Here is a 24,528-nt window from a genome sequence, read left to right as displayed (position 1 = left end):
CCGTCTCAGTGGGCGGAGTCGGCCCGGAAGCCGCGCGGCACCAGGCCCGCCGCGAGGACGACGGCCACCGCCACGATGCCCACGGACACCCACGAGGTGGCGGTCAGGGCGTCGTCGAACGCCGACCGCGCCGCCCTCAGGAGCGCCCTCCCGTCCTCGGTGTCGTGGCCGAGGGTCCGGGCCACCTGGTCGGCGCCGCCCACCGATTCGCGGGCGCTGTCCAGCCGCCCGCCGCGCACGGCCGCGGGCAGGCCGGTCATCTCCGCGCGGTAGAGGGAGTTGTGGATGCTGCCGAGCAGCGCCACACCGAAGCCGATCCCCAGTTCGTACGCGCTCTCCGAGACCGCGCCCGCCTGCCCGGCCCGCTCCGGCCGGACCGCGGCCACCATCACGGCGGCGGAGGCCGTGATGGCAAGTCCGTCGCCGAGGCCGAAGGTGACGAGCGCGATCGCCACCGTGCCGTAGCCCAGCGGCTGGGGTGCGGCGGCCAGCAGGACGAAGCCGCAGAGCAGGGCGGCCAGACCCGCCGTCAGCACCGGCCGGACGCCGGTGTGCCGCAGGAGCCACGGCGTCAGCAGGGCGGCGGCGAGCGCGGCGAGGGCCACCGGTAGCGTCCGCAGGCCCGCCTGGAGCGCGTCGTGGCCCTGGACGTACTGGAGCCAGAGCGAGAGCAGGAAGAGGGCGGCGCCGATGGCCATCATGGCGATCAGGGTGGCCAGCGCGGCGGCCAGGAAGGGGCGGTTGGCGAACAGCCGGACGTCCAGCAGGGGGTCGGCGGAGACCAGCTGACGGCGGACGAACCAGGTGAGCGCGGCCAGTCCGACCAGCAGGACGGCCAGGTCGGCCGGGCGGAAGCCGCCGGCCAGGTGCTTGATGCCCCAGGCGGTGGCGATGACGCCGGCCACGGACAGCACGGCGGACGGCAGGTCGAGATCGTGGTGCGACGGGCTGCGGTACTCGGGCAGCAGCAGGACGGCCGCGACGAGGGTGACGGCCACCACGGGCACGTTCACCCAGAAGGCGGCCGACCAGGAGAACGCGTCCACCAGGACGCCGCCCACCAGCGGGCCGATCGCCGCGCCCGCCCCGGCGACGGCGGCCCAGATGCCGATCGCCAGGGTGCGCTCGTGGGGGTCCGTGAAGATGGTGCGGATCAGGGACAGCGTGGAGGGCATCACCATCGCGCCGCCGATGGCGAGCAGGACCCGGCCCGCGATCAGCTGGAGGACGCTGTCGGCGAACCCGGCGGTGGCGGCGAGCACGGAGGCCGCGCCGAACAGCGCGAAGCCGGTGACGAAGAGCAGCTTCCGGCCCAGCCGGTCGCCCACCGCGCCGGCGGTGACGAGCAGGCCGCCCAGCACCAGCCCGTAGATGTCGATGATCCACAGCTGTTCCAGGGCGTCCGGCCGCATCTCCTTGATCAGCGACGGCAGGGCGACGTTGAGGATCGTGGCGTCCATGGCGACCAGCAGGAGGCTGGCGCAGAGGACGGCGAGCATCGCCCAGCGAGCGGAACCCGCCGGTTCCGGGCCGGGAGCGCCCGCGGAGGAGACAGGGTCCACGTGGGGGAACCTAACCCGGGCCCGGGCGGCCCGCATCCCGTGCGCGGGCCGGGGGCGGCGGGGTGGTGGCCGGGGCTTTTCCGCCGCTGTGGACGGCGGGGGTTCCGGTGTCCGGCCGACTGGGCAGGGTGCCTATGGAAAAGGGGGTGCTTGTGGGACGTACGACCGAATCCGACGGCGGTGGGGGTGCCGGGTGCGCCGACGGGCTCCGTGAGCGGCCGGGCGCCGGGCGGGATCTGGTGGTCATCGGCGGGGGTGTCGCCGGGACGAGCTTCGTGGTGCACCTGGTGCGGGAGTTACTGGAGGCGCGGGACCGGGCGGGGGGCGGGCGCCCTCCGGGCGGTGGCCGGATCCGCTCGGTCCGTCTGGTGGACCCCAATCCGCCGGGCTGGGGCCTGGCGTTCGGGGACCGCGACCCGCTGCTGCTGTGCAACACCGCCGCGGAGATCAACTCCCTGCTGCCGGACCGGCCGGCCGACTTCGTCGACCACCTGCGCGAGCAGGGCCTGGAGGCGGGCCCGCTGGACTGCGTGCCCCGGGCGCGGATGGCCGCGTACTGCCACGACCGCTTCGACCGGGCCCGCGCGCGGGCCCGGGAGCTGGGCGTCGAGGTGCGGCACGTCCGGGGGACGGCCGGGTCCGTGACCGCCGGGCCCGCCGGCCACCGGGTGCGGCTGGCCGACGGCCGGGAGCTGCGGGCCGACGAGGTCGTCGTAGCCACCGGGGTGCGCCGGCCGCGGGTACCGGACGGGTTCGCCCCGTTCCAGGACCACCCGCGTTACCTGGACAGCCCGTACCCCGCCGCGCGGATCCGGCAGCGGCTGCCCGCCGGATCTAAGGTGCTGGTGCTCGGCAGCCACCAGTCGGCCATCGACGCGGCGCTGCTGCTGTGCCGCGACGGCCACCGGGCGACGCTGACCTCGCCGTCGGGCCTGCTGCCCGCGGTCCGGGTGTCGCTGGCCTCGCCCGTACGGGCGTTCCCGCCGCTGGAGGGGCTCGCCCGGCTCGACCCGGCCGACCCGCTCCTGGAGGAGCGGGTGCTGCGCTGCGCGGTGGAGTCGGTGCGGCTGCTGAGCCGGGTGCCGCTGCGCCGCCAGACGTCCCGAGCGGCCGACCCGCTCCAGCGGCTGCGGGAGGAGACGGCGCTGGTGGAGCGGGGCGACCTGGCGTGGCCGGGGATCATGGTGGCGCTGATGGAGGCCCTCATCGCCCTCGGGCCGTCCCTGCCTGCCGGCCGGATGGAGGCGCTGCTGTCCCGTTTCGCCGGCCTGACCGGCCGCTACGTCACGGCGATGACCTCCCGCAACGCCCGTCGGCTGCTGGCGCACGCCGAGTCGGGCGCGCTGCGGCTGGCCGGCTCGTACCCCCGCTCGGTGGCCTTCGAGGACGGCGCCTGGCGGGTGGAGCGCCCGGGCGCCGCGCCGGAGCGCTTCGACTACGCCGTGAACGCCACCGGGTTCCTCCCGCCGACGCTGTGCTGGAACCGGGACGGCACGGGTCTGTATCTGGACGCGCCGCCCGGCGCGGGCGCGGCCGTCGACCGTCTGGAGGCCGACCTGCGGGTGCGGCGCGGGCCGGGGGCGCCGCCGGAGCGGATCTGGGTGGTGGGCGTCGGCACGCACGTCCGCGTCCCTTTCTCGAACCTGCTGGGCAATGTGGTGCGGCAGGCGGGTCAGGTGGCGCGGGAGCTGGCGGGGGCGCGGGTCCCTGTGTGACCCGGTGGGAGCGGGCGGGCGCCGGGAGGCGCCGCCGGGTCACCGGGGGGGACGTCACTCCAGCAGCCCGCGCCGCATCGCCTCCGCGACGGCGGCGGCGCGGTCGGAGACGCCGAGCTTCTCGTACAGCCGCTGGGTGTGCGTCTTCACGGTGCTGGCGCCCAGATACAGCTCGGAGGCCAGCTGGGGGATGCTCTTCCCCTCGGCGAAGCCGCGCAGGACCTGCCGCTCGCGTTCGGAGAGGACGGCCGGGTCCCGGTCGGCGCGCATCCGGATCTCGTCGACGAGCCCGCCGGCCAGCTCCTCGGAGACCACCTGCTTGCCGGCCGCGACCTTCAGCACCGCGTCGACGATCTCGGACCGCTTGGCGTCCTTGGCCAGGTATCCGGCGGCGCCCTCCTGCACCGCGCGGTAGACCACGGCGGCGTCGGTGGTGGCCGACAGGAGCAGGGCCCGGGTCGGCAGGTGGTCCCGGGCCAGCGCGTGGACGACGGCGATGCCGTCCATCGTCGGGATCCGGTAGTCGATCAGGGCGACCTGGGGGGTGAGCTCACGGATCAGCTCCAGGGCCTCGGCCCCGTCGCCGACCTCGGCGAGCACGTCGATCCGCCCGCTGAGCTGGAGCCCGCGGGCGATGCCCTCGCGGTAGACCGGGTGGTCGTCCGCCACCACGACCGTCACCCGCGCACCGGAATCCGTCACAGGAATCGTCCTCCCGTACTGGTCCTGGCATCCACGATAGGCCGGGCGGGGCGGGCCGACCGCCCGGCGGCCGCGGGCCGCCTCCCCCGATCGGAGGAGGCGGGGCCGCCCGGCGGGTCGGCCGAAGGCGGGATCCCCGGGGCCCGCGCCGGCACCTAACCTCGAAGGCGAAAGGTAGCAAAACCGGACGAAATACTGCGTCGCGGAGAGCGCGCTCGGAGAAAGGCGGAGGTCATGTCGGAGGTCGTACAGCGTGTGGTGGTCGGTGTGGACGGCTCGGAGGCGAGCGTCTCCGCCCTGCGACAGGCCGCCCGGGAAGCCGAACGGCACGACGCGGCCCTGTGCCCGGTGATCGCCTGGGTGCCGCCGGGCGGCGAGGCGGCCGACGCCATGTACCCGGCGCCGGCGGACGTCCGCGCGATCTGGGAGCGGGCCGCCCGCGACCGTCTGATGACCGCGTGCGACCGGGCCCTCGGCGAGGACAACCGCCGGCTGGTGGTCCGCCCCAAGGTGATCCGGGCGCAGCCCGGCCCCGCGCTGGTCGCGTGCGCGCGCCGTGCCACGGACATGCTGGTGATGGGCGCGGGACGGCACGGCTCGGCGCACCGCCTGCTCTTCGGCTCGGTGAGCCGGCACTGCCTGCGGCACGCGCGGTGCCCGGTGCTGGTGGTGCACCCGGACGAGGAGGGGTAGCCGCGCCGGGCCCGGACGGGCCGGGACCCGGCCCCGTGACCCCACGACGAAAGGCCGGCCGCGCGGAACCCGGCCCGGCGGGCGGCCGGGGGCGTCGGGGTCCGCGCCCCCGGCGCCCGGCCGGGCGCCGGGGCCTCCGGGGGTGCCCCGGAATCGGATATTTACGGGCGGGAGCCGTTCCCGTAAGAGTGCTCCGAATCCCCGCCCGCAAATATCCGGCAGCATTCCGGGGCACCCCCTGCGGCCCCGTCGCCCTCCGTCGTCGTTCGGCCCCGCGCCGGTGTCCTGTGCGGTTGCCGGCGCACGGCCCAGGCGGTACGAGCCCGGGAACGCCCCCGTCACGACGCCGACGTCGGCGACACCCCCGGCGCGGCCGCCGACGGCAGCCGGACCTCCGCCGTCGTGCCGTCGGGTCCGCTGTCGACGGAGAACCGGCCTCCCGCGCTCTCCACCCGCACATAGTGGCTGGCCAGGCCGATGTGCCCCTCCTTGAGGCGGCGCTGGACGACGCCGGGGTCGAACCCGGTGCCGTCGTCGCGGACGGTCAGGACGGTCTCGTCCGCCTCCACGGTGAGCCGGATCCACACCCGGGACGCGTGAGCGTGCTTGACGACGTTGCTCAGCAGCTCCCGGGCGGCCGAGTAGAGCAGGGCCTCGTGGCCGACGCGGCCGGGCAGCCGCAGGTCGTAGTGGACCTCGAAGCCGCCGCGCCGGGCGAACCGCTCCCCCGCCGCCTCCAGCGCGGCGGCCAGGCCCGCCGCGGCCAGGATCTGCGGATGCAGATCGAAGATGATCTCCCGCATCTCGGTCACGGTCCGCCGCACCTCGGTCTGCGCGCGGCGCAGCGCGGCCGGCCCGCCCTCCGGCCCGGAACCCGGCTCGGCCTCCTCGGCCTCCTCCAGGTCGTGCAGGGCCGCGAGCAGCGTCTGGACGGCTCCGTCGTGCAGCGCGTCCGCGAGGTCCGCTCGCTCACGGGTCTCGGCGGCGAGCGCGTCGTCGAGCAGCAGCTCACGGGTGTCGAGCAGGTCCGAGACGGCCCGGGTGCGGCGGCCCAGCAGCATCGCGATCAGGGTGCACACACCCGTGATCCACAGCACGTACACCTCGTCCACGACGATCGGCCAGCTCTCCTCCTCGCGGTCGGTCAGGAGGTGCGGCAGGGACATCGCCGCGTAGGCCGCCATGCAGACGACGCCGAGCGCGGCGGTGATCCTGGGCATCTGCCACAGGACGGTGGCCAGGGGCCAGATGAAGTAGGCGTAGCGGACCGGGGAGTCCTGGCCGCCCGCCGCGACCGCGAGACCGGTGATGATCAGGAGGTCGACGGCGACGGCCGCCACCGCGCTGCCCACCCCGGTGACCGGCCGCCGGTACACCCGCACCAGTCTGGCGAGCGACCAGACCAGATAGACGCCGAGCAGCGCTTCGAACCACTCACGGTGGAAATAGTCCACCGAGGGGTGCTGTCCCGCCATGAACAACGGCACGAAGAACGGCAGCCGGCTCCAGGCGACATAGCGCGAGGACTGCGCGATCATCTCGCCGATCTGCTGCTCACGCCACCGGGTGGTCATCGGTTCCGACGTTAACCGCGGCGAACTCCCGGCGCCTCGCCGCGGGCCCGCCGGCGGCGGGCGTTTCCCCCGCCCGGTGGGCCGATCGGCCGATACCCCGGGAAAGGGCCGCCGCCTAGCGTGGAGAACGGTCGTCCGGCGCTCCGCGGGAGTGCCGTCGGCGGTCATCGCGAAAGGAACGAAAAGGGATAAAGGAAAGGGGAAAGGAAATGAGGAACGCGGTACGACGCGTCGTGGTCGGGGTCGACGGATCCGCCGGCAGCCTGGACGCCCTGCGGAAAGCCGCCGGGGAGGCCCGTCGGCACCGCGCCCGGCTGCGCCCGGTCCTCGTCCACTCCTCCCCCGAGGGTGACTACGTCGACATGGTGTGCCCGCCCGACCCCGAGCTGGCCCGTGAGCTGGACGGCCGGGCACGGGCTACCCTGGCGGACGCCTGCGAGCGCGCCCTGGGCGGCCTCCCCGGCGACCTGCGCTGCGAGCCGGTGGTGGCCCGCGGGCAGGCGGGCCCGCTACTGGTAGCGGCCGCGTGCCGGGACGGCGACCTGCTCGTGGTGGGCGGCGGCTCGCACGGCGCGGTGCACCGCTTCCTGACGGGCTCGGTGAGCCGCTACTGCCTGCGGCACGCGCCCTGCCCCGTGCTGGTCGTCCCGCCCGCCCCGGCCGGGCGCGGCCGTCGGCGCGACCGGCGCCGGGCCCGGCCCGAGCCGTGCCTCAGCAGTTCAGCGGGTAAGGGATGACACGCGTCGTCGGGCCGGTGTTGCGGCACAGGCGGTAGCCCTGGTCCCTGAGGTCGTCGATGATGCCGGGCAGGGCCTCGGGGAAGTGGCTGAAGAGGTGCCCCAGGACGACACCGCTCCGTTTGTCCGCGGCCGGGGCGTCGCGCACGGTCGCGCGGAGCGCCGCCGTGCCGGGGAAGGTCCCGTCGGGCCCCTCCCAGTCCCGGGTGTCGACCGTCCAGGTGCAGATGCGGTAGCCGAGCTCCTCGGCGAGGCGGGTCTCCCGGTCGCCGAAGTCGCCGTAGGGCGGGCGCAGCAGGGTGCTGTCCACGCCGCCGCGGATCTCGGCGCGGGCCTCCCGTTCGGAGAGCTGCCGCAGGTGCGGGTGGGACCAGGTGTGGTTGCCGACCCAGTGGCCCTGGGCGTGGAGGGCCGCGGCGACCTTCGGGTAGCGGGAGGCGTAGGAGTTGACGAGGAAGAACGCGGCGCGGATGCCCTTGCGCTGGAGGGACCTCCCCACGGTGACGGCGCGGTCGTCGTCGCCGTAGGACCAGTCGTCCAGGGTCAGCAGCACCCGGCCGGAGGTGTTGCCGCACCGGTGGTGGTCGTAGCCGGCGGGGGCCTTCGGCTTGGCCGCGGCCTGCACCGGGACCGCCGTCGGGACGAGGGCCAGGACCAGGGCGGCCAGCGCCGGGGCGAGCCGGGACCGGGCGCGTCTGCGGGAACCGGGCATACGGGACTCCTCCTGTGGTCGCCGTCGGGCTCCGATCATCCTGGGGTCCGCGCGGCGCCGCCAGCGGTACGGGCGAGTCGGGCGAGCGCCGCCCCGGCCGCGCGGCCCCGGTGGTGCTGCCTTCCGGCCGCCCTCCACGCCCGTACGGCGGCCGGTGGCCCCCCGCGGAGAAGGCCGCGCCCACCTCGCCGGACGGCCGGCGCGGCGTGAGATGGGCCACGTCCACGGGGTGCCGCCGGACCGTCAGCGGCCGTCGCCACCAGGGACATTGCGTCCGGGACAAGGGTTCCTTGACCGGGCCGCACTGGCTCCGGGAGCGGCGGGCGCCGAGGATCCGGGCCATGAACAGCGACCTGAGGAACTTCAGCCACCTGGACCTGCTGGCCGTCGTGAGCCAGAGCGGCCCGACCGTCACCTTCTTCGACGCCGTCACCCATGAGCGGCTGGCGGTGCTCGATGTCCCCGCCCAGCCCCACGAGTTGTGCTTCGACGCCGCCCGGCGCCGGCTGTACTGCGCCGGCACCTACGTCTCCGGCTACTACCACGCCCACCAGGGGCGGGCCCGCGATCTCACCGTCATCGACGTGGACACCCTGGAGATCGTCAAGGTCGTCGACCTGGCGCCGGACCACGCGCCGCACGGGCTCGCCCTGGACGGCGAGCGGGACCGGCTGTACGTGAGCGTGGAGGCGACGGACACCGAGCCGGGCGGGGTGGTCGTGCTCGACGCGGGAACCCTGGAGCGGATCGACCGGATCCCGGTGATGGCCGACGGGCCGCACTGGTTCGCGATCTCGCCCGACGGGCGGCGCGGCTGGTCCACCAACAAGGAGGCGCCGTTCGTGTCCGTACTCGACCTGGAGCGGGACGAGTTCGCCGGGCGGGTCCCCGTGCCGGGGAGCGAGGGGCTCGCGGTCTCGCCGGACGGCCGGTACGTGCACGTGGCCGCGCCCAAGGGCGACTTCGGCTCCGAGCCCGCCGCCCGGCCGGGCATCCGGGTGATCGAGGCGGCCACCGGCGAGGTGGTGCGGACGCTGCCCACCGAAGGGGTGGTCTTCCCCGTGCACACCACGGTGACCGGTCTGGTGCTGGCGGGCGAGCTGCGGCTGACGCCGGGCGAGGGAGGCAGCGCCCTGGGCACGCAGACCGACGGGGTGCTGACGGTCTTCGCGCCGGAGACCTTCGAGGTCGTCGGCCAGGTGCCGGTCGGCCGGTTCCCGCTGACGATCACGTCCTCGCCGGACGGCGCGACGGGCTATGTCGCGAACGTCATGTCGAGCACCGTGACCGTCGTCGACCTGCGGGAGATGCGCGTGGTCACCACGCTGGAGGTCGAGCGGGCCGGCGAGGCGGGCGCGCACGGCATGGCGTACATCCCGGCGGCGCGCTGAGGGCGGCCCGCCGCGGGCGCGACGGGGGTGTGCCCGCGGCGGGCCGGGGGCTCATTCCACGGCGTCGACGTAGACCCAGGCGCCGTCCACCCGTGCGAAGCGGCTGTTCTCGTGCTGGGAGCCCGCCTCGCCCCGCACGGTGTAGTGGGCGCGGAACTCGACGGTGCCTGCCGCGTGGAACGGCGTGCCGTCCGTCGCCCCGAGGATCTCCAGCCGGGTCCAGCGCAGCCGCGGATCGAAGTCGATCTCTTCGGGGCGGGTCGAGGGATGCCAGGTGCGGAGCAGGTAGGCGGCGTCGTGGACGGCGAACGCGCTGTAGCGCGAGCGCATCAGCCGCTCGGCCGTGGACGCCGTCCGCGTCCCCCGGTGGAGGCCGCCGCAGCAGTCACCGTAGGTGGCTTCGAGGCCGCAGGGGCAGGGCGAGGTTTCCGTGACGGCGGCCGGTCGCGGGCGGGGGCTGTTCTTTCTGGACACCCTCCGATTGTGCCCGCTCCGCGCCGCCGCCTCCGCCCGGGGGCACGGCGGGCGGAGGCGGCGGGGCGGCACCAGGGGCCGTGGCCTCGTCCGGGCCGGTCAGCAGGGCTGCCGCCAAGAGTCCAGTTCCAGTTTCTTGCGCATCGAGCTGAGGCCGAGCTTCTCGGCCGTACCGCAGAATTCGCCCGGCTTCAGCTCGTACTCGACATGGAAAACCGCCTTCCCGTTCTTGGTGAAGGGTGCCAGCCGCCCGCACTCGTCGTACTGCGCGCACTGCTCGTTCACGGCGAAGTCGAAGTCCGACACCAGCTCCGGGATCTGGTCGAGGTCGTTCTTGAGGCCGATGGCCAGGCCCCGCTCATGGGCGAGCCGTGCGAGCATCCGGTTGAACGCGAGCTGATGGGCGCTCGTCAGCGGGAAGCCCGAGCGGTTGCGGTACGCCTCGGTGAGGTCCGGCTCGACGGCGTCGAAGCCCTTCTTCCGGCACATGTCGAACCGGGCCGCCATGATCGGCCGGAGCTCGTCGAGACGGCGGATGTCCAGCCACTTCTCCCCGTCCCAGCCCTTGTTGTTCGCGCCCAGCAGCCCCTTGGGGAACGCGTCGTGGTCGGGCCGGAAGTCCTCCCAGGCACCGGCGTTGATGTAGCAGATCACCTTCCGGCCGTCGGCGTGCAGCCGGGCGACGGTCTCGGCGGAGTTCTCGAACCCGTCGATGTCGTAGACGGGGACGTCCACACCGGTGTCGACCTTCCCGTCGAGCTGCCACTGCCAGCGCGTGCCGGGCCGGGGCTGCCAGCGCCCGGCCCGCTCCGTGGAGGCCGAGGGAGCGGCGGAGCCCGGCGGGGAGGCGAAGGGGGAGCCGGAGGGCGTACGGTCCGGGGCCGGTGTCCGTCCCCCCGCCGAGGGCGGCGCCGAACCGCCGGCCGAGGGCGTACGGCCTTCCTCCGGCCGCTCGGGCTCCGCACCGGAGTCCGTGGCGGAGCAGCCCGCGAGGAGCAGCAGCGCTGCCACCGCCCAGGCTCCCCGGCCTCGTCGACGCGTCGCGCTCACCGCGCACCTTCCCTTTCCGGCGTGGCCGCCGGTGCTCTGTCCGTCGCTGTTCCCGGTGTTCCTGTTCCCGGTGTTCCCGGTGTCGGTCCCGGTCCCGGAGCGGTCTCCCGTGCCGCTCCCGGATCCGTCCGCGCGGCCCCCGGCACGCTCCGCCACGGGTTGGCGCCCGTACCCGGCACCGCGCAGTGCACCGCCGCGCCCCGCCGCTCGGCGGTGCGGGCGACCAGGGCCGTGTGCTCCTCCGGCACCCCGTGGACGAGGTGGCAGAAGCGCTCCGGGGGATGGTCGGCGGTCCAGGCGGGGACGCCGGCGCCCCGGTAGTCCTCCCAGTCGCCCTCGAAGGTGACGAGGACGTCGGCCAGGTGGGCGTAGCCCGGGTCGGGGTGGGTGCCGGGGTTGAGGACGGCGGTGCCCGCGCCCAGCGCCCTGGCCAGCCGGACCAGCCGGCGGTAGTACGGCAGCTCCCCCGGGCCGGCCGCCGCCTGGTCCAGGAAGACGCCGTCGACGCCGTACCACTTGCGGTGCCGGCGGATGTCGCCGACGACCTCGCGGGCCGGGCGGTGCCCGTAGGCGGTGTCGACGTAACCGAGTACGGGCACGCCCGCGCCCCGCAGCCCGGCCACGGCCCCGGTGAACGCCGGGTCGGGGATCCGGCCCGGCCCGTCGGCGGCGTTGAGCACCACGGCGCGGAGCCGGGGCGCGGCGGCCACCAGCGCGGCCCACGCCCCGGGGTCGGTCGCCGGGTGGACGTAGAGCGGCACGAGAAGGCCCGCGCGGCCGGCGCGGCGGCGGGCTCCGGTGGCCGGGCGGCTCACCGCGCGCGCTCCCCGGTCCCGGCCAGGGTCTCGGCCCAGAGGTCGGCGAGGGATTCGGCGAGCGGCCGGGCCGGTGTCCAGCCCAGGGTGCGGGCCGTGAGGGCGAGGTCCGCCCGCTGCCAGGGCACGGCGGCGGAACGTGGTGAGCCGTCGCCGTCCTCCTCCAGCCGGCCGTCGAAGCCGGCCGCGGCGACGAGCCCCCGGGCGAGCTCCCGGACGGGCCGCGCGGTGCCGCTGCCGACGTTGAGGACGGGGGGCAGCGGTCCCGGCGCGGTGACGGCGCGGGCGACGGCCTCGGCCACGTCGCGGGCGTCGACGAAGTCGCGGTGCGCGGAGAGGTCGCCGACCCTCACCCGGCCGCCGGGGCCGGCGGCGCGCAGTTCGGCGGCGAGCCGGCCGGGCAGGGAGCCGCGCGGCGCCCCGGGGCCGACGGGGTTGAAGACCCGCAGGACGACGGCGTCGAGGCCGGATCCGGTCACCGCGAGGGTGCCGGCCAGCTTGGAGACGCCGTAGAGGCCGAGCGGCCGGGCGGGTCCGGTCTCGGCGGCGGGCCGTTCACCGTCGGCGGCGCCGTACTCCGCGGCGGAGCCGAGGTGGACGAGGCGGGCGCCGGGGGCCGCCTCGGACAGGGCGTCGCAGAGGGCCGCGGGGCCCTGGGCGTTGACGCCGATGAGGGTCGTGGCGCTGCCGCCGACCGCGCCCGCGCAGTTGACGACTGCGTGCGGGGCGGTCTCGCGGACCGCGGTGACGAGGCGGGCGGGGTCGGCGGTGAGGTCGACGGCCGGGCCGGCCTCCGGGGTGCGGCCGCCGACGATCACCCGCGCGCCCGGGAGGGCGCGCAGGCTCTCGACGGCGTGCCGGCCCAGGAAGCCGGTGGCGCCCAGGACGAGGATGCGCATGCGGACCGGTCACGCTCCCTTGATCAGCATGTCGCGGTGCAGGGAGAACTCCTTGTTGGCCCGGTCGTAGTCGTCGGGACGGCCGATGTCGAGCCAGTAGCCGTCGAACTCGTAGGCGTGCGGCGGCGTCCGGTCCTCCAGCATGTCCAGCACGAGCTCGTCGAAGCCCAGCGGAAGGCCCGGGGTGTAGCGGGTCAGCGCCGCGCGGGAGACGCCGTAGACGCCCATGGAGACGCGGTAGTCGATGCTGGGCTTCTCGGCGAAGCCGACGACCCGGCCGGAGTCGGTGGTCAGCACCCCGAAGTCGATGCTGACCTGACGGGCGTACGTGGCGATGGTCAGCGGCGCCCCGGAGGTCACGTGCGAGCGGTACACGTCGCCGAAGTCCAGGTCGGTGAGGATGTCCCCGTTCATCGCCAGAAAGTGCTCGGGCAGCCTGTCGAGCATGGTGAGGAGGGGTCCCATGGTGCCCAGCGGGCTCTCCTCGGTGGTGTAGTCCACCTTCATGCCCCACTGGGAGCCGTCGCCGACGTAGGCGCGGATGATGTGGCCGAGGTGGCCGATGGCCAGGGTGCAGCTGGTGAAGCCCGCCCCGGCCAGCTGGCGCATCACGATCTCCAGGATCGCGTGCTCCTCGCCGATGGGCACCAGGGGCTTGGGGAGCGCGGTCGTGTACGGGCGGAGCCGGACGCCCTTGCCTCCGGCAAGTATGACTACGTGCATGATGCCGTCCTCTCTGCGTGGGTGACGTGACGGGCGAGCGGTGCCCTCGCGTCAGACGTTGTAGATGCCGGCCTTGTACCGGGCGAGGTTGTTCGGGTCGCGGAAGAAGTCGACGGTGCGCGCCAGGCCGGTCTCCAGGGTGTGGGCGGGGGCCCAGCCGGTGGCGGCGCGCAGCCGGGAGGCGTCGCAGACCAGCCGCATCACCTCGGAGGCGGCGGGCCGGACGCGCTCCTCGTCGGAGCGGACGTCGAGTTCGGCGTCCATGATCTTGCCGATCAGGGAGACGAGGTCGCCGATGGAGATCTCCTCGCCGGTACCGGAGTTGAAGGTGCGGCCGACGACGGCGTCGGCCGGGGCGGTGCCGACGGCGAGGAAGGCGGCCACGGTGTCCGCGACGTAGCTGAAGTCACGGGTGGGGCGCAGGTCCCCGAGGGTGATGACGCGCTCTCCGGCGGCGACCTGTCCGATGACGGTGGGGATGACCGCGCGCATGGACTGGCGGGGGCCGAAGGTGTTGAAGGGGCGCAGAGTGACCACAGGGACGCCGAAGCTGGCGTGGTAGCTGTCGGCGAGCCGGTCGCCGCCGGCCTTGGAGGCGGCGTAGGGCGACTGGGTGTTGATGGGGTGGTCCTCGGAGATCGGCACGGTCCGCGCGGTGCCGTACGTCTCGCTGGTGGAGGTGTGCACCAGGCGGGGTATGCCGAGGTGGCGCACGGCTTCGAGGACGTTGAGGGTGCCCGTGACGTTGGTCTCCACATAGCTGTGCGGGGCGCGGTAGGAGTAGGGGATCGCGATCAGCGCGGCGAGGTGGTAGACGGCTTCGGTGCCGGTCACCAGGCCCTGGACGGAGCCGGGGTCGCGGACGTCGCCGAGGACGACGTCGACGTGGGACATCACCTCTTCGGAGAGCGACTCCAGCCAGCCGTAGGACGAGAAGGAGTTGTACTGCACCATGGCGCGGACCTGGTGGCCGGCGGCGACGAGCGCCTCGACCAGGTGCGAGCCGATGAATCCTTCGGCGCCGGTGACGGCTACGGGTGCGGTTGCGGGCATGGCGGATCTCCCTCGGGGACGGAACGGTGAGCGGGTGGTGCCGTGATGACGGAACGTCAGCGGTGGGTCGTCAGCCGGCCCAGCAGGGCGGTGGCGACGGTGAGCAGGGCGGCGGCCGCGCCCGTGCAGACCAGGAGCTGGACAGTAGCCGGGGTGGAGATCCGCAGGGCGAGCGCGGCCGACTCGGCGCCCGCGGCGGCCAGACACAGCGCGGCCGGGGTCCACGCGACACCGAACGCCTGGAGCAGCAGCCCGGTCCACAGGACCGCCCCGAGCGCCAGCAGGGCGGTGAGCCGCGGGGCGGTCAGGGGTGGGCCATCCTCCCACAACAGCGCGGTGGCGAACGCCAGAACGGTGAGCGCGGCGAGATATCCGGCCACGCACAGGGCGAGCACCCGGACGGCCCCCAGCAGCATGCCGCGGGTGGTCGTGGCGCGGGCGAGCGCCTTCAGGGCGGTGCCCCGGCAGCGGTAGAGCAGCCATTCCGCGGCTCCCATGCTGAGGGTGAGCGCGATGACGGCGGCGCCCGCGGTGGCCGCCCCCGGGCTGCGGCGCAGCACGTCGCCGAGCGCGGCGAGAGTCGTCAGGACGCCGCAGCCCAGGCCGAACAGGCCGTAAGGGAGCGAGGCGAGGGGCGACGGGCCGGGCGACGCGGCGCCCCGTGCCCCGTCCTCGCGGGCGCGCAGGATCCGGTGGGCGGCCACGCCGAGGACCCCGCCGAGGGTGGCGAGCAGCAGCGGGACGCGGAGGACGGACGGTGGCTGGAGGAAGAGGAGCAGGACTCCCCCGGCGGCGGTCGGCGCCAGGGTGAGCAGCAGCAGCCGTTCGTGGCCGAGGACCAGCAGCACGGTGGCCGCCGCCAGGTAGAGGGCCTGGCCGGCCGCGAAACAGGTGGTGCCCATGGGGCCCGCCGGGCCGGGTGCGAGGAGCGCGGCGGCGGTGGCGAGGAGCGCGCCGAGGGGCGCGCCCCAGCTCAGGCAGCGGGCGGCCGCCGGGCGGCCGCCCGCCGCGAGGCGGACGTACGCCCGGTGGGCGAGCCCCTGGTTCCAGGCCCAGGCGAACAGGGCGGAGGAGACCAGTCCGGCGGTGCCCGCGGGCAGGCCGTAGCCGTCGCGGGCCCCGGTCATCAGCGGTGCGCCCAGCGCGTAGCCGAAGCCGGGCAGGGTGAAGACCAGGGCCCTGAGGGCGAAGCGGCCGGGGTGCGCCTTCCAGGGGTCGGCGCGCGGGGCGGGTTCGGGGTGGCTGCGGGGCACCCGGGCGTAGAGTTCGGCGGCCAGCTCGAAGGCGTCGGAGCGGCCGTAGCGCTCGGTGATCTGCTCACCGGTGAGGCCGTCGGCCTCCAGGACGGCCGCGATCTCGTCGGGGTGCACGGCGGCCGCGCACACCTCGGCGAGTTCCTCGGCCAGTTGGTCGACGGGGTCGGCCGCCCAGCGCGGCCGGGGTCTCGGGCGGGCCGTGTCGGCCGTCACCGCGAGGTCGTGGGCGGGTTCGGGTTCGCCGGGTACGAGGCGCAGCAGTCCGCTCATCCCGCACCGCCCGCGGCCATGGCCATGACGGGCACGGCCTCCTGCCGCTGTTCCAGCGCGCGCTGCCGGCGGCGCCAGGGGCGTTCGACGGACGGCTGCCGGGTGCGGACGTCGAGGTCGCGGTAGATGTCGCGGAAGGCGCTGATCGTCTGGCGGAGGGTGAACTGCTCGATCACCCGGAGCCGGGCCGACTCCCCCATGGTGGCCCGCAGTCCGGGGTCCCGCAGCAGGGTGAGGGCGGCCTCGGCCATGCTCTCGGGGTCGCGGGGCGGTACGACGAGGCCGCTGTCGCCGACGGCCTCGCGGACCCCGCCCACATCGGTGGAGACGGTGGCGCGGCCGCACGACATGGCTTCGATCAGGGTGAACGGGAAGCCCTCGCTGATGCTGGAGAGCATCACGACGTTGCCGGCGGCGTAGGCGTCCCGGATGTCCTCGACGCGCCCCTCGAAGACGACGGCCTCGGCCACTCCCAGCTCGGCGGCGAGCTTCTCGCAGGCGGTGCGGTAGCCCTCGCCGCCGCGCGGGGTGCCGCCGAAGAGCCGCAGCCGCGCGGCGGGGATCTCGGCCCTTACGAGCGCGAAGGCGCGGATCAGCGTCTCCAGGCCCTTGATGGGGTCGACGCGCCCGGCCCAGCTGAGCGTCGGGGTCTCCGGCTCGGGTCCGGCGGGCGGGAAGGCGGCCGGGTCGACGCCGTTGTAGACGGTCCGGATCCGGTCGGGCGGGGTGCCGCCGTGCTCCTCCCAGCGCCGGTTGTAGCGGTTGCCGGGGGTGACGAGCGAGGCGACCCGGTAGCTCTCCACGGCGAGCAGCCGGAACAGCCCCAGCATCAGCGCCTTGACGGGCCACCGGTAGGGCTCGGCGCGGAAGCCGAGGTAGCGCTCGCGGAGGTAGATGCCGTGTTCGGTGAGGAGGAAGGGGGTGCCGTGGCGGTGATGGGCGATCAGGCCGGGCAGCGCCGCGAGCCCCCCGCTCACCGCGTGGGTGACCCCTTCGGCGGGCGCGTCGGCGGCGAGCGGGCGCAGCGCGTGTTCCAGCAGGTCGGTGGCGAGCAGGGCGTCGTGCAGGGTGGGGCGCGCCCCGGCGGTGGCGAGGCCGGGGCGGTTCCAGACCCGGACGAGGGTGCGGGCCGCGGCCTCGCCGCGCAGGGCCGGGGCGAGGGTGCCGGCCGCGGCGTACTCGGCCAGCCGGTAGAAGGTCCTCGGGAAGTGGTGCTCGTGCGCCGGGTCGAGGAGGGTCAGCAGGAAGAGCTCGTAGGCGGTGAGGAGGGCCCGCAGCTGCTTGCCGCGCGGGGCGCGGCCGGCCGGCGGCGGGCCCCACAGCGGGTGGCACTCCACGCTCCGGACGTGGGGCGGGAGTTCCCAGGCGAGCTGTTCCCGCCCGGTGCCGGTCACCGCGATGACCCGGAAGTCGACGTCGGGCATGCCCTGGACCAGCTGGTCGCACCACACGCTCACTCCGCCGTGGCTGTGCGGATAGGTCCCCTCGGTGAGCAGGGTCACCGAGGGACTGTCGATTGCTGTCTCGGCAGGCGGTCCGTGCATGAAAATTCGGTTCTCTCCAGAGAGTGCGCGGCTCGATGCGGTGCTGCTGCCGGTCAGCGGCGTGCGGTGGTCGCGGCGGCCGTCATGCCCGTGGGCCCGTAGGGGACCCGGTGGGCGACGCCCTCGGGGACGGGGAGGGCGGCGGCCGGGGTCTGGACGCGCGCGGCGGGGGCGGCGGCCGGGGCCTTGGCGGGCGCGGTGCCGGGCAGGGTGAAGGTGGCCTGCGCACCGGCGGCGGTCCAGCCGGAGCGGGCGCCCGCGTAGGCGTCGCCGAAGGCCGCGCCGGAGCCGTTCGGGCCGGTCTGCGTGGTGCCCTCGGGCAGGGTGACGGTGGCCTGTACCCCGTCGGGCGCGCCGACGGTGACGGCGTTGCCGATCCGGTAGGCGGTGACCTTGCCGGCGGCGAGCGCGGACTTCCAGGCGGCGCGCTTGGTCATCTCCGCGCCGATGTCCCGCATGCGGAGGTTGACCAGCGGGGTGTTGTCGGCGAAGAGGCCGTTGTAGTCGGCGAGGACCTTCTCCAGGACGGTGTAGCCGATCCGCTCCTCGGAGAGGTTGGACTGGTGCATGAAGTGCGGGCGCGGGTCGTTGGCGAGGACGTGGCCGAGGGCGATGCGGGACTCGAGCGGCGCGATGTAGGAGGCGAAGCCGGTCCTGGTGTCGAGCGGGGCCTTCAGGCAGGTGGTCGTCTCGGGGAACTTCTCGCAGGTGCCGCTGCCGCCGTCGGCCTTCTTGGTGTAGAGCCAGTTGTATTCGTCGGTCTGCTCGGCCGCGGTGCCGACGTTGTAGTAGACGTTCATGGGGTAGCGGGGCACGGTCAGCGCGGAACCGACGGCGCGCTGCTGCCGCTCGCGGGAGTTGTCGCTGGCGATCCAGCGGACGCCGCTCTGGCCGAGTACGGGCCCGAGCTCGGGGTTGTCGTCGGTCTGCTGGGGCAGGGTCTTCAGACCGGAGTGCTCGCCGGTGACGAGCTCGTCCTTGTCGTGGACGAGTCCCTGCTTCGCGGCCCAGGCGGTGTTGCCGTCGATCTCGCCGCCGATCTTCAGGCGGCTGACCCAGCGGGTCCGGCCGAAGAGGTCGGTGGCGCACTTCCAGGGCACGACGGAGGTGTTCTGCTCGCAGCCGAGGAAGGCGTGCGTGAAGGTGTGGTTGATCCAGCGGTAGGACTTCTGGTCGGCGACGAGCTGCTGGAGCAGCGGGTCGGCCGCGCCGCCGTGCTCCGCCCGGTACTCCTCGCTGCCGACGCCGTTGTAGGCGAGGTCGAGGGTGAGGTTGTGGCTCTGGGACCACTGCTTGGCGTACTGCGCGTCGGCGGCCTTCATCCGGATCGCCGGGCTCTCCGGGTTGGGGTTGCCGGGGCAGTCGACGTCGCCGGGGGTGCACTTGAGCTTGGTGTCCCAGCGGTCGTCCGCCGCGAAGACGTCGTCGACGTGGACGCCGAAGTAGTTGCGGGCGGCGCCGAGGTGGGCGCCCCGGGTCAGCCATTCCACGATGCCGCGCGAGACCAGCCGGAACTGGGTCTGGTACTGGTTGGCGACGAAGGTGACGACGAGCTCGCTGCGGCCGTCGTGGGTGTACTCGCCGATCAGGGAGCCGCGGGCGCTGCCGCCCGGTATCGGGGCGTCGAGGAGGCTGGTGTAGGTGGCGCCGTCCGCCTGCTTCTCCAAGGGGGTGGCCAGATATCCGTAACTCTCGTTGACAGCGGTGTCGTTGTCCTCGAAGGGAACGTTTTTCCTCAGATAGCCGAACGGTCCCGCCGCGCCGACGGAGGTGACCTGCGCGGACTTGCCGTCCAGGGTGCCGCTGTAGCCCCCGTCCGCGGGGGTGTTGAGCCCGACGGCCGGGCGGGCGTAGGTGTAGGCGTCGACCTGCCTGATCCCGAAGCGCTTCTCGTACGAGGCGAGGGCCGCCATCTCGGGCGAGCCGGCCCCGAAGGGGTTGTCGTTGGGTAACACCACGCCCTGGAATTTGGCGCGCGGTCTGCCGTCGACCGTGTCGCTCAGGAACGCCTCGTCGATCCGCGGGCGGCCCGACTCGGTGAGGTCCACCTGCGTGAACGGTGTACCGGCTTCCTCCAGTTCGGCGCGGATCGCCTCGGTGGCCGGGCCGCCGTCGTCGACGACGAGCAGCCGCAGATCGATCCTCGGCGTGGTGTCGGCGGCGTGGGCGCCGACGGCCGGAACGGCCACGGTGAGCAGGACGCCCGCGGCCCAAGCCGCGGCAAGACGGGTCGTACGACCCATAGCTTTCTCCCCCCAGAACGGCTCTGCGCACGCGTGCGCAGCCGTCCGGTCATGACGTGTACGCGCAGCACCGGGACCCGGTACCGACCCGCACATCGAATGGTCCCCAAGGCACGGCCCCCACCCGCGGTCGCACCTCCCCGGCGACCGCCGCTCCTCCCCCACGGCGCGGACACCGCTGTCCACGCCTGAGCCGCACGGCCGGAGCCGAGACCGCGCGGTGGTGTCATGGGCCGCCGGGCACACGTGTGCCGCGACGTCGGGAGGCACCCTCAGCCTCTCGACCGCCCAGCCATATAGTGCGCCATGCCCGAAGGTCTTGCTGGCTCGATGGCCAGGAGCCACGCGGCCGTTCTCGGCGGTCTGGCCGGATCCGGTCGGGGCTCCGGCGGGGGCCCGGCGGCGCCCGCCGGCCCGGGGCGCGGCGGGCATCCGCGGGGTGACCTGTAGTGACATTGGTGTACACCGTTGCCGGACCCGTACGCTCCTCCCGGAACCACAGGGGTCACTCGAAGAACGGGGCGCCCGGAGATCGGCCTGATGACGGCTGTCCGGCTTGCCTGTTGCATCCGGCAATCAACGGATACTTCCGCCCACCCGTCGCACGGTGTCCGCGCACCCTCCCCGGACGTTCCCCGGGCCGGCACGCAACCGGAACCAACTCGCCCCCCTCTAAGTAAGGTTGCCCTCCAATTCGCCGCCGGGGCGCGCCGGGGGCCGGGCCGGTGATTCTGCCCAGAGCATGGAGTGCTTCCGCCCGCCCCGGACGGGAGGGCAGGGTGTGCGGCATGAGGCTATTGATTCTGGGTGGGACCGAGTTCGTGGGATACGCCGTCACCGAGGCGGCACTGGCACGCGGCTGGGAGGTGACGGTCTTCCACCGCGGTGAGCACGCCGCGCCCCCGGGCGTGACGGCGCTGCGCGGCGACCGCACGGCGGCGGACGGACTGGCGGCCCTGGCGGCGGGCGAGTGGGACGCCGTCGTCGACACCTGGTCGGGCGCGCCGGCCGCGGTCCGGGACACGGCGCGGGCGCTGGCGGGGCGGGCCGGGCGGTACGCGTACGTGTCGAGCGGCTCGGTCTACGCCTACCCGAGCCCCGCCGGGCACGACGAGAACCACCCGGTGGTGGACGGTTCGCCCGGCGCGGAGGCGGAGGCGTACGAGCGGGACAAGCGCGGCGGCGAGCTGGCCGCGACCGGGGCCTTCGGGGAGGACGGGGCGCTGCTGGTGCGGGCGGGGCTGATCCTCGGCCCCCGCGAGAACATCGGCCGGCTGCCGTGGTGGCTGAGCAGGATCGCGCGCGGCGGCCCGGTGCTCGCCCCCGGCCCGCGCGACCTGGGGCTCCAGTACATCGACGCCCGTGACCTCGCCGAGTGGACCCTGGACGCCGTCGCGCGCGGGCTGGCCGGTCCGTACAACCTGATCGCGCCGCCCGGCCACACCACGACGGGCGAGCTCCTGGAGGAGTGCGTCCGCGTCACCGGTTCCGACGCCGAGCTGCGCTGGACGGAACCGGAGCGGATCCTCGCGGCGGGCGTCCGCCCCTGGACGGACCTCCCGATCTGGGTCCCCCGGGGCGAGCTCTACGACACGCTGCACATGGGAGCGGTGGACAAGGCCCTGGCGAGCGGCCTGCGGTGCCGCCCGGCCGCGGAGACGGTCGCGGACACCTGGTCCTGGCTGACGTCCCTCGGCGGCCGGGCCCCGCAGCGCCCGGACCGCCCGGCGCCGGGCCTGGACCCGCGGGTGGAGGAGGAGCTCCTGGGGGTGCCGGTACGGGCGTAGCGCGCGCCTCCCGCCCCGGCGGCCGGGTTCCGGGGCGGGGCCAGAAACGGAGGACATAGCTCCATAAGCCCTGTCACTCCGGCGCGAGCCGCCACGCGCCCTGCTGGGAGACCCGGCGCGGCCCCCATAATGGGGGCCGCGCCGGGTCGGCCCGACATATGTCAGGGTCATGCCGACAAGGCGGCCACGTACGAGCAGATGACACCCGAACCATGGGGGCGTGCATGAGCGCTGAGCTGAACCAGGACGAGCGAGAGGGCCGCCGACCCGGGGCGGCGGCGGGCGGCGCCCGACGGCGCCGGGGCCGCCGGGCGGTGGTGGCCGCGGCGCTCGCGCTGGCGGCCGCGCTGCTGGCGCCGCCCGCGGCGGCGGAGAGCCCGGCCCGGCCGGCCACGGCCGCCGTGACGGCCGTGGCCGCGGTCGGGGTGCCGGCGGCCGCCGACGCCGGGTCGGCCGCCGACACCTCGCCCCGCTACCAGGCCGACAAGGACCACAAGTCCACGGTGGCCAAGCCCAAGAAAAAGAAGAAGAAGGGCTTCTTCAAGAAGCTCGGCGTGGTGATGATCGTGGTCCTGATCCTGCTGGTCGTGGTCGCGATCGTGGTGATCGCGCTGATCGTCCACTTCGTACGGAAGGCCTTCAGGCGCCGGCGGTCCTGACCCCGGCGGCCCGGGCCCCCGCGGCGGTCAGCCGCTCTTGCGCCGGAAGGAGCGCTGACCGCCCGCCCGGCCGTGGGTGCCGTGGATCTTGGATCCGTCGCTGTTCCGGCCACCGCCGGCGGCGTCGGCGGCCTGGCCGCGCTTGCGCTCCAGAGCCTCCCGGAACTTGCGCTTCACGTCGTCCTCGGCGCCGTTCCCGGGCTCCTGCGGCGTTTCCTGGGGCGCTGTGCTGTCCGTCATCGAAACCTCCTGGTCATGGCGGGCGTCGCCACAGCTTCGCACGGGCGCCCGCCCATCGGTAGTCCGGCCGGAATCCGGCCCGACCGCATGTCAGGTCACCGTCATATCCCCGTCGGGGACGTCCTGGACCGTCACCCGGGCCCGCGGCTGTCCCAGCCCGTCGGCCACGGCCCGCGCGATCCCCTCGGGGTCCGGCGCCGTGGGGAAGGGCACGGCCTCGCCGTCCCCGTACGCCTCGATCGCCTTGGTGAAATAGCCGGGGTGCCAGGCACCGACCGCGCCCCTGACCTCGACGGCCCGCACCGTCCGGCCGCCCACTCGGCTCTTGAGCGCCGCGAGGATCCCGTCCGATCGGTACTCGCCGGGCACCTGGAACAGGCTGGCGTGGGCGCCGGCCTTGCGGCCGTCGGCCAGCCGCACGGTCACGGTCAGGCAGCTGGTCACGGCGGGGTACAGGATCGGGGTGCCCGGACGGGCCTCCGCGACCTGCCCCTCGGTGATCCGCACGACGGCCGCGGCACCGGCCGGGACGGCGGCCGTCACCCGGGGACGGGCCTCCGCCACCGCGCCGGCCACCGGTATCGAGGTCAGCACCACGGGCAGCAGCGCTCCGGACAGCGCCACGGATACGATCTTCGCTCTCATCCCACGATCTTCGCACCCGCCCGGCGCTCAGCCGGCCTGCGGTGCGTCGGGGCCGAAGCGGCTGCGGACGGCGGTCTGCACCTCCGCCTCCTCGGCCGGATCCGCCGCCAGCCTGCGCAGCTGCTCCACCACCCGGGCGTCCGCCGTGGTGGCGTGGTGCGCCGCGAGCTCCCGGGTGGTCTCCTCGCAGTCCCACAGGCACTCGACGGCGAAGCCCCTGGCGAACGAAGGGTCCGTGGCCGCGAGGGCGCGGGCGGTGCGGCCGCGCAGCTGCGAGGAGGTCGTCTCGCGGTAGACGTGGCGCAGCACGGGCGCGGCGCAGCCGATCGCCAGCCGCCCGGCTCCCTGGACGAGGTCCCACAGCACGGGCGCGTCGGGCCCCTCCGCGCGGACGGTCCGGCGCAGGGCGCCGAGGACGAGCGCCGAGTCGTACTGCGCGCCCCGGCAGGCCAGCATCCCGGCCGCGGCGGCGCCGAGGGCGTCACCGCGGTGGATCCAGGCGCGGGCCCGCTCCAGCGCGGCCGTGCTGCGCATGCGCTCGAAGGCGGTGACGGCGGCCTCCGCGACCAGCGCGGACGGGTCGGCGGCGGCGCTCTCGATGAGGTCGAGGGCCTGCGGGTCGTGGTGCTCGGCGAGGTAGCGCAGGGCGGTCGCCCGGGCGGCCTCGGGGCCCTGGGCGGCGGCCTGGATGATCTCCAGCCGGTCCTCGGGGCCGGCCACCGCGGTCAGGCAGCGGGTAGCGGGGACGTGGCGCAGCTGGGTGGGGTGGAGGTCGAGGCCCTGCTGGGCCCAGTCCAGCACCTCCCGCACGCTCCAGCCCGGACGCGGGCCGGAGGGGCGGAGCTGGCGCTGCCAGCGGTCGAAGGAGCCCTGTTCCTGCGCGGCGCGCACCCGGCCCGCGGTCGCGGGCGACAGCTGCTCGTCCGCCCACAGCCGCCACGGGCGGGGCTCGAAGGCGTCGCGGACGGCCGCGGCGAGGTCACGCTCGCCCTCGGGCGTCGCGGGGAACCGGGCGAGGACGCTCGCGCCGAGGGCGAGGAGGCCCGCGTCGTCGTCGCGCAGGGCGAGCTCGTCCAGGGCCCATGCCCAGTTCGTCCCGGAGACCGCGTAGCGGCGCAGCAGGAGGAGGGCGTCCGCACGCCCGTACGAGGCGAGGTGGCCGAGGACGGCGAGGGCGAGGCCCGTGCGCTCCTCGCCCGTGTCCAGGACGTCGTCGGCGTGGAAGAGGTGTTCGGCGATCTCGCCGAGCCCGGCGTCGAGGTCCAGACACAGGCGTGCGTAATAGAGCGAGCGGTTCTCGACCTGCCAGTCCCGCCTGGGGTCGCGCAGCACGCAGTGGTGCAGCGCCGCGAGCGCCTCCGCCCGCGGCGCCGCGAGGGCATACAGGGTCCCGTCGCCGCGGCCTCGCTGGAGGAGGCCGAGCAGGGTGCCGCTGGGCGCTATGTCTGGATCGAACATGGGGTCAGCATCCGGTGCGGGGAGTCGGCTGGCAACGGGATTTCCGTCGTCCGGCATTCTTGCCGGTGTCCATCGGGGCTATGCCTGGTGAACAGGGGGAACTCCGGATCCTCCAAGCGCCCGCAGCCTACCTGGAGCGAGGCATTCCGCCGAGCCGTGTCCGAAATGCCCCCGCCCCTCCCTGTCTCTCCCCCTCTTTCCGCCCCTCCTCCCGCCCCTCCTCGTCCCGTCCTCGTCCTGTCCCCGGCCTCCTCACCCTCCTCCCAAGACACCCCCGCACGGGCGTCCCGGGCGCGCACCTCACCCCCCACCCGGCGCTCGACTCA

General features: G+C 74.8%; 22 protein-coding genes. 6 read left to right on the top strand and 16 right to left on the bottom strand.

Translation table 11 applies throughout. From position 1 onward, the window contains the following. Positions 1 to 5 precede the first annotated feature (5 nt). On the bottom strand, positions 6 to 1,562 hold the full coding sequence (locus LUZ64_RS25605; RefSeq protein ID WP_232398809.1) for an MFS transporter: 1,557 nt from the start codon (positions 1,560 to 1,562) through the stop codon (positions 6 to 8). A gap of 152 nt (positions 1,563 to 1,714) precedes the next feature. On the opposite strand from LUZ64_RS25605, the gene LUZ64_RS25600 reads away from it, so the two are divergent. Beyond that, positions 1,715 to 3,277 carry an FAD/NAD(P)-binding protein gene (locus LUZ64_RS25600; protein WP_232398807.1) on the top strand — a complete coding sequence of 521 codons (1,563 nt, stop codon included), beginning with the start codon at positions 1,715 to 1,717 and terminating at the stop codon, positions 3,275 to 3,277. A 54-nt stretch (positions 3,278 to 3,331) separates the two neighbouring features. On the opposite strand, the gene LUZ64_RS25595 is transcribed toward LUZ64_RS25600, so the two are convergent. Then, positions 3,332 to 3,979 carry a response regulator transcription factor gene (locus LUZ64_RS25595; RefSeq protein WP_095582220.1) on the bottom strand — a complete coding sequence of 216 codons (648 nt, stop codon included), beginning with the start codon at positions 3,977 to 3,979 and terminating at the stop codon, positions 3,332 to 3,334. Positions 3,980 to 4,213: 234 nt separating this feature from the next. Here LUZ64_RS25595 and LUZ64_RS25590 point away from each other — a divergent pair, with 234 nt between their 5' ends. Further along, a complete protein-coding gene (locus LUZ64_RS25590; RefSeq protein ID WP_095582219.1) occupies positions 4,214 to 4,672 on the top strand; it encodes a universal stress protein in 459 nt (152 codons plus the stop codon). 338 nt (positions 4,673 to 5,010) lie between these two features. On the opposite strand, the gene LUZ64_RS25585 is transcribed toward LUZ64_RS25590, so the two are convergent. Beyond that, entirely contained in the window at positions 5,011 to 6,246 is a 1,236-nt protein-coding gene (locus tag LUZ64_RS25585; RefSeq protein WP_095582218.1) for a sensor histidine kinase, read from the bottom strand. 209 nt (positions 6,247 to 6,455) lie between these two features. Between LUZ64_RS25585 and LUZ64_RS25580 the strand changes: the two genes are divergently transcribed. Further along, entirely contained in the window at positions 6,456 to 6,983 is a 528-nt protein-coding gene (locus tag LUZ64_RS25580; protein ID WP_095582217.1) for a universal stress protein, read from the top strand. Here LUZ64_RS25580 and LUZ64_RS25575 read toward each other — a convergent pair. Next, positions 6,958 to 7,695 carry a polysaccharide deacetylase family protein gene (locus tag LUZ64_RS25575; RefSeq protein ID WP_170116798.1) on the bottom strand — a complete coding sequence of 246 codons (738 nt, stop codon included), beginning with the start codon at positions 7,693 to 7,695 and terminating at the stop codon, positions 6,958 to 6,960. The two genes, LUZ64_RS25580 and LUZ64_RS25575, sit on opposite strands and share 26 nt — an antisense overlap. A 341-nt stretch (positions 7,696 to 8,036) precedes the next feature. Here LUZ64_RS25575 and LUZ64_RS25570 point away from each other — a divergent pair, with 341 nt between their 5' ends. Then, positions 8,037 to 9,086: a beta-propeller fold lactonase family protein gene (locus tag LUZ64_RS25570; protein WP_095582215.1), complete on the top strand. Its 1,050-nt coding sequence runs from the start codon at positions 8,037 to 8,039 to the stop codon at positions 9,084 to 9,086. 51 nt (positions 9,087 to 9,137) lie between these two features. Here the strand turns inward: LUZ64_RS25570 and LUZ64_RS25565 are convergent, their stop codons facing one another. The 9 genes from LUZ64_RS25565 to LUZ64_RS25525 all read right to left on the bottom strand — a co-directional run bounded on the left by LUZ64_RS25565 (position 9,138) and on the right by LUZ64_RS25525 (position 19,413). After that, entirely contained in the window at positions 9,138 to 9,560 is a 423-nt protein-coding gene (locus LUZ64_RS25565; RefSeq protein ID WP_095582214.1) for a YchJ family protein, read from the bottom strand. A 99-nt stretch (positions 9,561 to 9,659) separates the two neighbouring features. Further along, the gene (locus LUZ64_RS25560) at positions 9,660 to 10,571 is read right to left on the bottom strand and encodes an endo alpha-1,4 polygalactosaminidase (RefSeq protein ID WP_211305065.1); all 912 of its coding nucleotides are present in this window, start codon (positions 10,569 to 10,571) and stop codon (positions 9,660 to 9,662) included. A gap of 35 nt (positions 10,572 to 10,606) precedes the next feature. Further along, positions 10,607 to 11,425 (bottom strand): spherulation-specific family 4 protein, encoded by an 819-nt coding sequence (locus LUZ64_RS25555; protein ID WP_095582212.1) that lies wholly within the window; start codon positions 11,423 to 11,425, stop codon positions 10,607 to 10,609. Next, positions 11,422 to 12,324 (bottom strand): NAD-dependent epimerase/dehydratase family protein, encoded by a 903-nt coding sequence (locus tag LUZ64_RS25550; protein WP_095582211.1) that lies wholly within the window; start codon positions 12,322 to 12,324, stop codon positions 11,422 to 11,424. Before LUZ64_RS25550 ends, LUZ64_RS25555 begins: the two co-directional genes overlap by 4 nt. Before the next feature lie 9 nt (positions 12,325 to 12,333). Further along, on the bottom strand, positions 12,334 to 13,047 hold the full coding sequence (locus LUZ64_RS25545; protein WP_095582210.1) for a nucleotidyltransferase family protein: 714 nt from the start codon (positions 13,045 to 13,047) through the stop codon (positions 12,334 to 12,336). 51 nt (positions 13,048 to 13,098) lie between these two features. Then, on the bottom strand, positions 13,099 to 14,100 hold the full coding sequence (locus LUZ64_RS25540; protein ID WP_095582209.1) for an SDR family NAD(P)-dependent oxidoreductase: 1,002 nt from the start codon (positions 14,098 to 14,100) through the stop codon (positions 13,099 to 13,101). A gap of 56 nt (positions 14,101 to 14,156) precedes the next feature. Continuing rightward, positions 14,157 to 15,626, bottom strand: coding sequence for a hypothetical protein (locus tag LUZ64_RS25535; RefSeq protein WP_232398805.1), 1,470 nt, complete (start codon positions 15,624 to 15,626; stop codon positions 14,157 to 14,159). After that, positions 15,623 to 17,170, bottom strand: a complete 1,548-nt coding sequence (gene pelF, locus LUZ64_RS25530) for a GT4 family glycosyltransferase PelF (protein WP_095582208.1) — start codon at positions 17,168 to 17,170, stop codon at positions 15,623 to 15,625. Before pelF ends, LUZ64_RS25535 begins: the two co-directional genes overlap by 4 nt. 53 nt (positions 17,171 to 17,223) lie before the next feature. Continuing rightward, positions 17,224 to 19,413, bottom strand: coding sequence for a hypothetical protein (locus LUZ64_RS25525; protein WP_232398804.1), 2,190 nt, complete (start codon positions 19,411 to 19,413; stop codon positions 17,224 to 17,226). A 788-nt stretch (positions 19,414 to 20,201) separates the two neighbouring features. Between LUZ64_RS25525 and LUZ64_RS25520 the strand changes: the two genes are divergently transcribed. Next, complete coding sequence (locus LUZ64_RS25520) at positions 20,202 to 21,200, top strand: NAD-dependent epimerase/dehydratase family protein (RefSeq protein WP_095582207.1); 999 nt, start codon at positions 20,202 to 20,204, stop codon at positions 21,198 to 21,200. A 224-nt stretch (positions 21,201 to 21,424) separates the two neighbouring features. Continuing rightward, the gene (locus LUZ64_RS25515; protein WP_232398802.1) at positions 21,425 to 21,859 is read left to right on the top strand and encodes a hypothetical protein; all 435 of its coding nucleotides are present in this window, start codon (positions 21,425 to 21,427) and stop codon (positions 21,857 to 21,859) included. A 27-nt stretch (positions 21,860 to 21,886) separates the two neighbouring features. Here LUZ64_RS25515 and LUZ64_RS25510 read toward each other — a convergent pair whose 3' ends face one another. The 3 genes from LUZ64_RS25510 to LUZ64_RS25500 all read right to left on the bottom strand — a co-directional run bounded on the left by LUZ64_RS25510 (position 21,887) and on the right by LUZ64_RS25500 (position 24,202). Continuing rightward, on the bottom strand, positions 21,887 to 22,099 hold the full coding sequence (locus LUZ64_RS25510; RefSeq protein WP_095581550.1) for a DUF5302 domain-containing protein: 213 nt from the start codon (positions 22,097 to 22,099) through the stop codon (positions 21,887 to 21,889). A gap of 90 nt (positions 22,100 to 22,189) precedes the next feature. Then, positions 22,190 to 22,744: a hypothetical protein gene (locus LUZ64_RS25505; protein ID WP_095581551.1), complete on the bottom strand. Its 555-nt coding sequence runs from the start codon at positions 22,742 to 22,744 to the stop codon at positions 22,190 to 22,192. Positions 22,745 to 22,771: 27 nt separating this feature from the next. After that, positions 22,772 to 24,202, bottom strand: coding sequence for a HEAT repeat domain-containing protein (locus LUZ64_RS25500; RefSeq protein ID WP_095581552.1), 1,431 nt, complete (start codon positions 24,200 to 24,202; stop codon positions 22,772 to 22,774). Positions 24,203 to 24,528: the final 326 nt, after the last annotated feature.

Origin of the sequence: Streptomyces albireticuli (genome assembly GCF_021228125.1) — a bacterium.
GTDB classification, from domain to species: domain Bacteria; phylum Actinomycetota; class Actinomycetes; order Streptomycetales; family Streptomycetaceae; genus Streptomyces; species Streptomyces albireticuli.
Note: the sequence above shows the minus strand (reverse complement) of the source record. Positions and strands in the feature narration are given on the sequence as shown.

Bases quoted from the DNA above. Each gene is read 5' to 3' on its own strand.
- LUZ64_RS25510 (WP_095581550.1), bottom strand. From the start codon at position 22,099: ATGACGGACAGCACAGCGCCCCAGGAAACGCCGCAGGAGCCCGGGAAC.
- LUZ64_RS25515 (WP_232398802.1), top strand. From the start codon at position 21,425: ATGAGCGCTGAGCTGAACCAGGACGAGCGAGAGGGCCGCCGACCCGGG.
- LUZ64_RS25545 (WP_095582210.1), bottom strand. From the start codon at position 13,047: ATGCACGTAGTCATACTTGCCGGAGGCAAGGGCGTCCGGCTCCGCCCG.
- LUZ64_RS25550 (WP_095582211.1), bottom strand. From the start codon at position 12,324: ATGCGCATCCTCGTCCTGGGCGCCACCGGCTTCCTGGGCCGGCACGCC.
- LUZ64_RS25590 (WP_095582219.1), top strand. From the start codon at position 4,214: ATGTCGGAGGTCGTACAGCGTGTGGTGGTCGGTGTGGACGGCTCGGAG.
- LUZ64_RS25580 (WP_095582217.1), top strand. From the start codon at position 6,456: ATGAGGAACGCGGTACGACGCGTCGTGGTCGGGGTCGACGGATCCGCC.
- LUZ64_RS25535 (WP_232398805.1), bottom strand. From the start codon at position 15,626: ATGAGCGGACTGCTGCGCCTCGTACCCGGCGAACCCGAACCCGCCCAC.
- LUZ64_RS25570 (WP_095582215.1), top strand. From the start codon at position 8,037: ATGAACAGCGACCTGAGGAACTTCAGCCACCTGGACCTGCTGGCCGTC.
- pelF (WP_095582208.1), bottom strand. From the start codon at position 17,170: ATGCACGGACCGCCTGCCGAGACAGCAATCGACAGTCCCTCGGTGACC.
- LUZ64_RS25520 (WP_095582207.1), top strand. From the start codon at position 20,202: ATGAGGCTATTGATTCTGGGTGGGACCGAGTTCGTGGGATACGCCGTC.
- LUZ64_RS25505 (WP_095581551.1), bottom strand. From the start codon at position 22,744: ATGAGAGCGAAGATCGTATCCGTGGCGCTGTCCGGAGCGCTGCTGCCC.
- LUZ64_RS25540 (WP_095582209.1), bottom strand. From the start codon at position 14,100: ATGCCCGCAACCGCACCCGTAGCCGTCACCGGCGCCGAAGGATTCATC.
- LUZ64_RS25500 (WP_095581552.1), bottom strand. From the start codon at position 24,202: ATGTTCGATCCAGACATAGCGCCCAGCGGCACCCTGCTCGGCCTCCTC.
- LUZ64_RS25525 (WP_232398804.1), bottom strand. From the start codon at position 19,413: ATGGGTCGTACGACCCGTCTTGCCGCGGCTTGGGCCGCGGGCGTCCTG.
- LUZ64_RS25585 (WP_095582218.1), bottom strand. From the start codon at position 6,246: ATGACCACCCGGTGGCGTGAGCAGCAGATCGGCGAGATGATCGCGCAG.
- LUZ64_RS25575 (WP_170116798.1), bottom strand. From the start codon at position 7,695: ATGCCCGGTTCCCGCAGACGCGCCCGGTCCCGGCTCGCCCCGGCGCTG.